Source organism: Streptomyces sp. NPDC060027 (assembly GCF_042737005.1).
Classification (GTDB): domain Bacteria; phylum Actinomycetota; class Actinomycetes; order Streptomycetales; family Streptomycetaceae; genus Streptomyces.
Genome location: NZ_JBHWVI010000268.1, coordinates 1 through 10540, shown reverse-complemented (window position 1 = coordinate 10540; position 10540 = coordinate 1). Strand labels below are relative to the sequence as shown.

Annotated in this window: 10 protein-coding genes; 8 read left to right on the top strand and 2 right to left on the bottom strand. The window is 70.9% G+C overall.

The annotated features are described in order from the left end of the window. The first annotated feature begins 193 nt into the window (after positions 1-193). Genes ACFWBT_RS38030 through ACFWBT_RS38010 form a run of 5 tightly spaced genes read left to right on the top strand, consistent with a single transcriptional unit; the run spans position 194 to position 5435 of the window. Positions 194-967: a glycosyltransferase family 2 protein gene (locus tag ACFWBT_RS38030; RefSeq protein WP_385707882.1), complete on the top strand. Its 774-nt coding sequence runs from the start codon at positions 194-196 to the stop codon at positions 965-967. Continuing rightward, complete coding sequence (locus ACFWBT_RS38025; RefSeq protein ID WP_385707879.1) at positions 964-2268, top strand: glycosyltransferase; 1305 nt, start codon at positions 964-966, stop codon at positions 2266-2268. Before ACFWBT_RS38030 ends, ACFWBT_RS38025 begins: the two co-directional genes overlap by 4 nt. 55 nt (positions 2269-2323) lie before the next feature. Continuing rightward, positions 2324-3619 (top strand): lipopolysaccharide biosynthesis protein, encoded by a 1296-nt coding sequence (locus ACFWBT_RS38020; protein WP_385707876.1) that lies wholly within the window; start codon positions 2324-2326, stop codon positions 3617-3619. After that, entirely contained in the window at positions 3616-4623 is a 1008-nt protein-coding gene (locus ACFWBT_RS38015) for a glycosyltransferase (RefSeq protein WP_385707873.1), read from the top strand. Before ACFWBT_RS38020 ends, ACFWBT_RS38015 begins: the two co-directional genes overlap by 4 nt. Further along, on the top strand, positions 4620-5435 hold the full coding sequence (locus tag ACFWBT_RS38010) for a polysaccharide deacetylase family protein (RefSeq protein ID WP_385707871.1): 816 nt from the start codon (positions 4620-4622) through the stop codon (positions 5433-5435). The genes ACFWBT_RS38015 and ACFWBT_RS38010 overlap by 4 nt, the downstream gene beginning before the upstream one ends. A gap of 43 nt (positions 5436-5478) precedes the next feature. Here the strand turns inward: ACFWBT_RS38010 and ACFWBT_RS38005 are convergent, their stop codons facing one another. Both ACFWBT_RS38005 and ACFWBT_RS38000 read right to left on the bottom strand, forming a co-directional pair. Further along, positions 5479-6264 (bottom strand): family 16 glycosylhydrolase, encoded by a 786-nt coding sequence (locus tag ACFWBT_RS38005; RefSeq protein ID WP_385707869.1) that lies wholly within the window; start codon positions 6262-6264, stop codon positions 5479-5481. 29 nt (positions 6265-6293) lie between these two features. Continuing rightward, positions 6294-7688, bottom strand: a complete 1395-nt coding sequence (locus ACFWBT_RS38000) for a phosphotransferase family protein (RefSeq protein WP_385707866.1) — start codon at positions 7686-7688, stop codon at positions 6294-6296. 86 nt (positions 7689-7774) lie between these two features. On the opposite strand from ACFWBT_RS38000, the gene ACFWBT_RS37995 reads away from it, so the two are divergent. Genes ACFWBT_RS37995 through ACFWBT_RS37985 form a run of 3 tightly spaced genes read left to right on the top strand, consistent with a single transcriptional unit; the run spans position 7775 to position 10392 of the window. Beyond that, the gene (locus ACFWBT_RS37995) at positions 7775-8077 is read left to right on the top strand and encodes a hypothetical protein (protein ID WP_385707863.1); all 303 of its coding nucleotides are present in this window, start codon (positions 7775-7777) and stop codon (positions 8075-8077) included. Between the two features lies 1 nt (position 8078). Beyond that, entirely contained in the window at positions 8079-9398 is a 1320-nt protein-coding gene (locus ACFWBT_RS37990) for a UDP-glucose dehydrogenase family protein (protein WP_385707861.1), read from the top strand. A gap of 16 nt (positions 9399-9414) precedes the next feature. After that, complete coding sequence (locus ACFWBT_RS37985; protein WP_385707858.1) at positions 9415-10392, top strand: UDP-glucuronic acid decarboxylase family protein; 978 nt, start codon at positions 9415-9417, stop codon at positions 10390-10392. Positions 10393-10540: the final 148 nt, after the last annotated feature.

The window sequence follows — 10540 nt, the reverse complement described above, 5'->3', positions numbered from 1 at the left end:
CGCCACGACGGTCCACGTGAGGCGTCGCGGAAGTCCCGCACCTCCGGAACACCGTCTCCGCCCGCGCCTGCCCGGCGGGGGCGTTCTCGAGTCGTCCGTAGCGACCTGTCGTCACCTTGACGTCGCAGGCAAATCGGGTAAAGGTGTAGATATACGTTGTAAACATATGCCGTAGGCGGGCACTCGGAGATGCATGATCATGTACAACGAGCCGATCATCAGTGACCAGCGGGAAGCCGGGGCACACGGCACCGTCAGCCTGGTCGTCCCCGCCCTCAACGAGGCGCGCAACATCGCCTGGGTCTTCGAGCAGATCCCGGCATGTGTGGACGAGGTCATCCTCGTCGACGGCGACTCCACCGACGCCACGGTCCCCATGGCGCAGCACTGCCTGCCGACCGTGCGCAACGTGCGACAGAGCGGTCCCGGCAAGGGCAACGCGCTGCGTACCGGCTTCCTCGAGGCGAAGGGTGACTTCGTCGTGATGATGGACGCCGACGGCAGCATGTCACCGGCGGAGATCCCCCACTTCGTGCACTTCCTCGAACACGGCTACGACTTCGTCAAGGGCTCGAGGTTCGTCGCGGGCGGTGGTTCGCTCGACATCACTCCCGTCCGGAAGATGGGCAACCATGTACTCCTGATGGCCGCCAACCGGCTCTACCACGCCAGTCTGACCGATCTGTGCTACGGCTTCTGCGCCTTCCGGCGCAGCTTCCTCGACCAGCTCGACCTGCACGCCGCCGGTTTCGAGATCGAGGCCGAGATGATCGTGCACGCCCTGCGCTCCGGTCTGCGCATCGCCGAGGTCCCCAGCCTGGAACTGCCCCGGCGCAGCGGCTGCTCGAACCTCCACGCCATATCCGACGGGCGCCGGGTGCTGCGCACCCTGCTCTCGGAACGGCCGGGCGCCCGATCCGCCGCCACCCGGCCTTCCGCCGCCCGGCCCGAGATGAGCGCGGAGTGAACTCCGCCTCGGCTCGTTCCCCTCGCGTCCGGCCCCCGGTGCCGGTGGTCGACATCGACCTGGCCCGTCCGGGCGAGTTCCGGCTGCCCGGCGACCGGGGGCCGGTCCGGCCGGAGGGACAGGCCCGGGCACTCGTACGACTGCACGGTCGCCCCCTGGGCATGGTCAGCGCCGCTGATGCCTCCGGGCCCGACGGCCTGTGGCGGGCGCTGGCCGGTACCGCCCGCGTGGAACTGGCCGGGCCGCTTGCCCGGTACCGCGCCGTGGACCGGAAGGGACCGTCGGAGGGTGGCACGGACGAGTGGCCGTGCCGGGGCGTCCGGCGCCACGCACTCCACCCGGAACCCGTCATCAGCGTGGTCGTGGCCACGCGTGACCGGCCGGAGAAGCTGAGACGCTGCCTGCGCTCGCTGCTGCGCTCGACGTACCCCGAGTTCGAGATCCTCGTGATCGACAACGCTCCGGCCGACGGTGCGACCGAAGCCCTGGTCCGCGGAGACTTCACCGGACGGGTCCAGTACGTCCGCGAATCCGTCGCCGGGCTGGCCCGTGCCCACAACCTGGGGCTCGCCCGGGCACGTGGATCCATCGTCGCCTTCACGGACGACGACACGCTCGTCGACCCCGGATGGCTGTCGGCGCTGGCCGAGACCTTCGCACGCGACACGCGGATCGGCTGCGTCACCGGGCTGATCGTGCCCGCCGAACTGGAGACCCCGGCCCAGAGCGCCCTGGAACGGCAGGGCGGTTTCGCGAAAGGCTACGTGCCGCGCACCTGGTCACTGCTGGATCCGCCGGCGGACCCGCTCTTCCCGTTCACCGCCGGCCGCTTCGGCTCCGGCGCCAATATGGCGTTCCGTGCCGATGTGCTCCGCGCCTTGGGCGGCTTCGACACCGCGACCGGTGCCGGGACGCCCGGCCGGGGTGGTGACGATCTGCTCGCCTTCTTCGAGATCCTGACCGCCGGTCACACGCTCGCCTACCAGCCGAGTGCCATCGTCTGGCACTGCCATCGCCGCACGGGGGACGCCGTGGCCGCGCAGGCGTTCGGCTACGGCGCCGGCCTCGGCGCCTATCTCACCGGCGCGCTGCTGAGCAACCCCCGCCGGCTGCCCGCCCTGTTGCGGCGGCTGCCCCGCGGCATCCGCTACGCCATCACCAGATCACGCGACCGCGGCGCCGATCCCGAGGCCGACTGGTCCCGGCACCTGGCACTCCTGGAAGTGCGGGGGATGGTCTACGGCCCCTGCGGCTATCTCCGCGGACGTCTCACCGGCGCCGGCGCCGGAAGCCGATGGTGAGGTGAGCGGCTTGGAAACCAGTCCGGTGACCGACTCAGCCGCGAGAAGAGCCGGTATGCGACGCCGCCCCCTGAGCATGCTGCGCGCCGGTGTGGCCGCCGCGCTCCCCGGCGAGCCCGTGCTCCGCACGGGACACGTCCTTGCGGTCAGTTCCTTCGTCAACGCCGGCCTCGGCTTCTTCTTCTGGACCTTCGCCACGCACTGGTACGACGAGCGGACCGTGGGCCTGAGCTCCTCGGCACTCGCCGCATCCCTCTTGCTCACGGGTATCGGTCAGCTCAACCTGAACGACTTCCTGGTGCGGTTCGTGCCGACCGCCGGCAGCCGCACCCGCCGCATGGTCCTCACCTGCTATGCGGCGAGCACGTCCTTCAGCGTGGTGGTGGCCGTGGCGTTCCTCGCGATGGTGCCGGTGGTCGCACCGAGGCTCAGCTTCCTGCTGACACCGGTCACCGCGAGCTGCTTCGTGGTGGCGACCGCCGGTTACGCCGTCTTCGTGCTGCAGGACGGCGCGCTCACCGCGGTCCGCCTGCCGGGCTGGGTCGTGGGCGAGAACCTGATCTTCGCCTTCACGAAGATTCTGCTGCTCGCTCTGGGAGCCGCCCTGGGCCTCTTCTCCGGGATACTGCTGTCGTGGGCGGGAGCTCTCGTGGTCTCGCTGATCGTGGCCAACTCCGTCCTGATGGGCAGAGGCATTCCCCGCCACGAGCGGGAAACGAGGACCGCGCCACCACCGCCCCGCATGCTCGGCTACGCCGCGGCCGACTGGTTCGGCTCCCTGTTCCGGACCGCCGGGTACACCCTGGTCCCGCTGATCGTGCTGAACAGCCTCGGTGCCGAGCAGAGCGCCTACTTCGCGGTGGCCTGGAGCGTCGCCTACGTGCCCTACCTGCTCGCCCGCAACATGGGAACGTCGCTGCTCGCGGAGTCCGTGCGCGGACCCGAACGACTCGTGGAGCAGTCCCGGCGCGTCCTGCGTCACTCAGGTCTGCTGCTGGGCGGCGTCACGGTCGTCCTGGTCGCCGCGGCCCCGCAGATCCTGTCGTTCTTCGGGGCCGCGTACGCGGCCGAAGGAAGCACGCTGCTGCGGCTACTGGCCCTGTCCGCACTGCCGAACCTGCTGCTGAGCGTGGCCATCGACGTGGCCCGGGCCCGGCGGCGCCTGCGCTGGGCGGTGTCGCTGCAGGTGGCGATGTGCGTCCTGGTGCTCGGGCTCACCCCTCTGCTGCTGCCGGAGTTCGGCGTCGTGGGCGCGGGCATCGCCTGGCTCGTCACCCAGTGCGTGATCGCCGGCTTCCTGATCGTGTCCTGGTCCCGCTGGCTCGTCCCCGTCCCTGAAGGGTCATCATGAACAGCGCTCTCTCCACCGAACGCACCGTCCCCACCCTGTCGGTCGTCATCTGCGCCTACACCCTTGACCGCTGGGAGGACCTGCGGGCCGCGATCGCGTCGGTGCTGGTCCAGGACCCGCCCGCCGACGAGGTTCTGCTGGTGGTCGACCACAACCAGGAACTCCTGGAGCGGGCCGAGCGGGAGCTGTCCGGCGTCCGCGTGGTGCCGAACCGGAGGCGGCGTGGTCTGTCCGGCGGCCGCAACACCGGAGTGGCGGTCTCACAGGCCGACGTGGTGGCCTTCCTCGACGACGACGCCACCGCGGAACCGGGATGGACGCGCAGCCTGCTGGCGCCCTACGGCGACCCCCGCGTGGTGGGCGTCGGCGGGTTCGTCCGGCCGTGGTGGGTGACCGGGCGACCGGCGTGGTTCCCGCCGGAATTCGACTGGGTGGTGGGTTGCTCCTACCGGGGACAGCCCCGGCAGACCGCCCGCGTCCGTAACTTCATCGGCGCCAATATGTCCTTCCGCAGAACGGAACTGATCACCGTCGGCGGCTTTCTCGACGCCCTCGGACGCGTGGGCAGCCGTCCGGTGGCGAGCTGCGACGAGACGGACCTGTGTCTGCGGATCGCCGCCCGCGACCCGGAGTCCGTCCTGCTGTACGAGCCCGCCGCCGAGATACGGCACCGGGTCCCCGAGTCCCGTGCCGGCTGGGCCTACTTCCGCAACCGCTGCTACATCGAGGGACTGTCCAAGGCACTGGTGGCACGGCGCTGCGGGCGCGGACCGGCGCTGGCCAACGAGCGCGTGTACCTGCGGTCGACCATCTCGCGGGCCCTCGCCCGCAACCTGACCCGGATCTGGCGACCCGGCGCGCTGGGCACGATCGGGGCACTGTCCGGGGGGGTGTGTGCAACCGTCACCGGTTACCTCGTCGGCTCGATCCGGCCGTTGGGTACCCATGTCTTCTCCCGGCGTCCGCAAGGAGCGGCGGAGCCGACGACGTTCGCCCGGTCATGAGCGGCGTACCCGTCTTCCTCTACCACGCGGTGTCTGACGACTCACCGCCGTGGCTGGCACGGTTCACGGTGAGTCCACGCACGTTCCTGGAGCATCTGGACATGATCGCCGACAGCGGGCTGCACGTGGTCCCGTTGCGGCAGCTGGTCGCGGCACTGCTCGGCGGTCCTCCCTTGCCACCGCGGTCCGCGGTGCTGAGCTTCGACGACGGATACGCGGACTTCGCCTCCACGGTGGCTCCGCTGCTCGCCGCACGGGGACTTCCCTCGACCCTGTACGTGACCACGGGCGCCCTGAGCGCTGCCGGCCGGCCGTCGGGCGGCGGACCGTTCCCGTCCGTGGCGACGCTCAGTTGGGCGCAGGTCAGGGAGCTGGACGCGGCCGGAATCGAGATCGGCGGACACACCGTGACCCATCCGCAACTGGACACGTTGCCCCGGGCGGCGGTGCGGGAGGAGGTGGCCGGCTGCAAGCGGCGGATCGAGGACGCGCTCGGGCACCGTGTCGACTCGTTCGCCTACCCGCACGGCTATTCCAGCCGCACCGTTCGCTCGCTGGTACGGGAGGCCGGCTGGACCTCGGCCGCCGCCATCCGGGCGGCCTCGGCATTCAGTTCGGAGAGGGACGACCCGTTGAGGTTCGCCCGGCTCATGGTCCGGGCCGACACCGGCCGGGACCGCTTCGCGCTCTGGACCAGCGGTGAGGGGGCACCCGTGGCACCGTTCGCCGAGGGACTGCGGACCAGGGGTTGGCGGGCCTACCGCCGGGCGAGAGCGGTGGCCGGGCGGCCGTACCGGGCGATACCCGCCTGACCGCCGGCCGGACGCCACAGAGGCGCGGACCGCTGAGAGCGCGTCACCGCTGCCAGACCCGGACCCAGTCCACGAGCATGCGCGCCGAGACGGTGCCCGGGGGCGGTGTGTAGGGGAGGCCGACGGCCAGGTTGAGGATGACCTCCATGGGCACGTGGGGAATGCGCTCGGGGGCGGTCACCCGGAACCGTTCGACCCCATCCACGTACCAGACGAGTCTGTCCTTCTCCCAGAGCACCGCGAAGACGTGGTAGCCGTCGGGAAAGCCGGCCGAGGTGAAGGTCCCCCGTTGCTTCCTCTTGGCTCCCTCGGCGTTCCGCCAGTGCACGAACATCGACAGCTTGTCCGTGGTGCCGAGGAACTCCATGACGTCGATCTCGGGTGGGGTGTAGCGGCTCGCGGGCATCATCCAGAACTCCGGTGCCATCCCGCCCTGTTCCGGGATCCGGATCGCCGCCTCGAAGTAGCCGTAGGTGAAGGTCTCGCGTGGCTGGGCGTACCAGTTGTCCCGGCCGGTGGAAATCATGCCGGACACCCAGGGGTAGAGCTTTCCGTCGCTGCCACGGGTGGCCCGGCGCTGGGCGGTGAGGGTCAGTTTCCCCCCGCTCACGGCGACCTGACCGGGCTGGTACCACTCCAGTTCGTGGTTGGTGCTGATGGTGCAGCCGCGGTCGTTCCAGTCGTAGCACGTGGTCCAGCGGGCCTTGTCGAGACGTGAGCCGTCGAAGTCGTCGTGGAAGACCCGTCGCCAGTCGCCGGGCACCGGGGGCCCGGACTCCGCGGTTCCGGGCGTGGGACCGCAGGCGCCGCATGCCACAAGCAACAGCATGAGCACACTGAGCACCACGCTCCGTGACGTCATGGGCGGGTGTGAGTCGCGGGCGCCACGGAGCCGGCCACCCGGCGTGCGGCACATCCGGTGCGGGCGACGAACCGCAGCACGGAGCGAAGCCGGGGGCGGCGGCCGGTCCGGTGAAGAACAGCCCGGGCGTGGAGGACTCGAACCCGGACGACAGCCGCGGTGCGCGGTGCTGACTGGTGTGGGAGACCGGTTCCCGGGTGAGGGGGCCGGTCGCCACTGGGCGGCCGCTGCCGGGAGTCGTGGGTGCCCCCTTTACCGGCCGCTTCGTGCCGGGCGCTGAAGCCGGTGTTCGCGGGCATGGTCATTCCCTTTGATCTCGCGTGGCGCCGAGGCTGTAACGACCGCGCGCCGGCCCAGCGGGCGCATTCGTCGAGCACGGGCGCGACGGTGTGCGTGAGCCATCCGTAGCTGTGGCCGAACCTCGGAGATTTACGGACGTTGTTCGCCACATGCCACAGCCAGCTCAGCAGGGGAATCGCGACCGGATCGGCGACATCGCGGTCCGGGTCCAACCCGGCCAGCGCGAGCAGGGCGCGGTCGGCGTCCGGTACCCGGCCGGCGCGCAAGGTCTCGGCGACCAGGCCACCCAGCGGGCGGCCGGTGAGGGTACTGCGCAGAGCCAGTACGAAGGAGTAGGCGTCGATCTCGCACGGCCCGTCGGCGCGGCCGCTGCTCCAGTCGAAGACACCGGTGACCCGGAGGGGGACACCGCCGAGCAGCACGTTGCCGGGGTGGTAGTCGCCATGGGTCCAGCCCTCGGTCAGCACGGCACCGGCCAGGGCCGCGTCCAGCCGGTGGCGCAGTGCCTCGAAGTCGGCCGCTCGCCGGCCGGACCGGTAACGGGGCATTCCGGCGGAGAGCGCCGTCAGCTGCGCCTCGCACCAGACCTCGGCCCGGTCGGCTGCCGCACGGCGACGTCCGGTGGCGGCCCACAGCTCTGCCAGCAGTCGCATGGCGGGAGCCACGACGGCGTACGGGTCGTCAGGGGTGTCCAGGATCAGTCGCTCCGCCGGGACGCCCGGGAGCGTGTTCTGGGCAAGGGTCCCAGCGGGCCCGGGAGAGCCGACGGCTCGAGGCAGGAGAGGGCGCCAGGGGGCGAGCCTGCTGTCGGCGGCGAGCTCCTGGAGGACTTCCCGCTCCCGAGCCGTGACGCCGGCCCCGGCCTCGTTGCGGGGGTGTTTGACCACCAGGCTTCCCGCGCCGCGGCGCAGCTCGAACATCAGCAGGCCCGCCTCGGGCAGCGTCCGGCGCCGCACCACGGTGATGTCCCCGGGAGCGGCGCCGCGTACCAGCCAGTGAGCCCGGAGGCGGTCGTCGAGGCCGGCCAGCGCCCGCGGGAAGTAGAGGGGCAGCAAACCGGAGAGCGAGGACATCTTGGCGGGTGTCTTCATACCTGACCTCGCCGGGCCGTCAGTGGCACGACCCTCGCTTGCCGGGGACAAGGGATACGGGCGATCCATGACTATTGGGTAGATTCATGATCTTCGCCCATATTAGTACCTTTCTGGAGATGCTTCCCGGAGAGGAGTGCGCCTCCGTGCCGGACACGGGGGTGCCCGTTCTCCTCGTCAGAATCGGCCTGGATGATCCCCTGCCGGCCGTGGCCGAGGCGATCCGGGCGCAGCGCCGGCGACACGGCGCCCGCTGTTTCCGGCCGGACCGGCAGGGCCGTGAGGCCGCTGGATTCATGGACCTCTCCACGACCCGCGTTGACCTCAGCCCATCCTGGGGCGACTATGTACGTATACGTCGTAAATATACGGTCTTTCTCGGAGAGTGACATGCGCCTCACCGTCATCGGTACCGGCTATGTCGGAGCGGTCCACGCCGCCTGCATGGCGGAGATAGGCCATGAGGTCCTCGGCGTCGACGTCGACGAGGAGCGGGTCACGGCGCTCGCCGCCGGGCATCCCCCGTTCCATGAGCCCGGCCTGTCCGGGATGCTTCAGCGGACGGTGGCCGCAGGCCTGCTGCGCTTCACCACATCGCTGGACGAGGCCGCCCTGTTCGCCGACACGCACTTCGTCTGCGTCGGCACCCCGCAGCGGCCCGACACGGGCGCCGCCGACCTGCGCCATGTCGAGGCCGTGGTGGACGGACTGGCACCCGGTCTGCGCGGTGCGGGCCCCGACGGGGCCCTGGTCGTCGGCAAGTCCACCGTGCCGGTCGGTACGGCGGACCGGCTGGCCGCACGGCTGCTCGGGACCGGCGCCGACATCGCCTGGAACCCCGAGTTCCTGCGCGAGGGGTCCGCGGTCCAGGACACCCTGCGGCCCGAACGCATCGTGGCCGGCGTCCGCTCGGAACAGGCCGAGGCGCGGCTACGCGCGGTCTACACGCCCCTCATGGCGGCCGGCGCGCCGTTCATCGCCACCGACACCGTGACCGCTGAACTCGTCAAGGTGGCATCGAACTCCTTTCTCGCCACCAAGATCTCCTTCATCAACGCCATGGCCGAGATCTGTGACGTCATGGGCGCGGACGTGCTCACTCTCGCCGGGGCGATGGGCACCGACTCCCGTATCGGCCCCAGTTTCCTGGCCCCCGGCCTCGGCTTCGGCGGCAGCTGCCTGCCCAAGGACATCCGAGCCTTCGCCGCGCGGGCGGAGGAAATCGGCCGAGGTGAGTCGGTGGCGTTCCTCCGCCAGATCGACGAGATCAACACACGGCAGCGCCGGCGCACCGTCGACCTCGCCGAGCGGTTCGTCGGCGGCAGCTTCGAGGACCGCGACGTGGCGGTTCTGGGGGCCGCCTTCAAGCCCGGCAGCGACGATGTACGGGATTCGCCGGCACTCGCGGTCGCGGAGGCGGTGCGCCGACGCGGAGCCCGGGTCCGGGTGCACGACCCGGAAGCGGTCGACAACGCCCGCGCCGCGTACCCCGACCTGCAGTACGCCCTGGACGTGACCAAGGCGTGCGAGCAGGCCGATGTCGTCCTGCATCTCACCGAGTGGCCCCAGTACCAGGAACTCGACCCCGCCGCCCTCGCCACTGTGGTGCGCAGCCCGGCCATGGTCGACGCCCGCAACACCCTTGACGCCGAGGCCTGGCACTCGGCGGGCTGGCGGCTGAGCGCTCCGGGCCGTCCGCGGCTCGACTGAGAGGCAGGAGAATCCCATGCGTGTGGTGGTGTCCGGTGGCAGCGGCTTTCTGGGGTCGCATCTGTGCGAGGAACTGCTCCGCAGGGGTGACAGCGTCTACTGCCTGGACAACTTCTCCTCGGGCCGCGAGGCCAACATCGCCCGTCTGCTGCGTCGGCCTGGCTTCCACTGCGCCCCGTGCGACGTCACGGAGCGTTTCCGCGTCTCCGGGACGGTCGATGCCGTCGTGCACCTCGCGTCTCCCGCGTCCCCTGCCGACTACCATCACCATCCGCTCGAGACGCTGGCGGTCGGCAGCCGGGGAACCGAGAACATGCTGCGGCTGGCCGAGAGCCACGCGGCGCGCTTCGTCCTGGCATCCACCAGTGAGGTCTACGGGGATCCCGCGGTGCATCCGCAGGACGAGGACTACTGGGGGCACGTCAATCCCATAGGCCCTCGCAGCGTCTATGACGAGGCCAAGCGATTCGCGGAGGCTCTCTCCATGGCGTACCGGCGCAGCCAGGGGGTCGATGCCGGGATCGTCCGGATCTTCAATACGTACGGCCCTCACATGCGTCCGCATGACGGCCGCGTGATCTCCAGCTTCATCAGGCAGGCGCTCCAGGAGGAGCCGCTGACGATATTCGGCGACGGCACCCAGACGCGGAGCTTCTGCTACGTCGACGACCTGGTCCGTGGGCTGGTGGCCATGCTCGACTCCGCCGAGCCGGGCCCGTTCAATCTGGGCAATCCGGAGGAGCGCACGGTGCGGGAACTGGCGGAGCTGGTGATGGGGATCACCGGGTCCAGCAGCGAGTTGCGCCATCTTCCGCTGCCCGTCGACGACCCTGTCCGCCGACGTCCTGTCATAACCCGGGCCCGCGAGGGGCTCGGCTGGCAGCCGCGGGTGCCTCTGGAAGAGGGGCTGCGACGCACTGTCGACTGGTTCGCGGCGGAGGCACAGACGATCCCGCGAGCCCCGGAGCGGGCCGCCGTGGCCGGGCCGTCATGACGTACGACGACTCACCTCGAACACCGTGAGGTCACATGGGGCGGGGGGCGCGGGGGGGGGGGCGGGCCCCCGGGCCGCGGGGGGGGGGGGGGGGGCCCGCCCCCCCCGAGTGGGGCCACCAAGAGGGGGGGGGCCCCCGGGGTGTGCG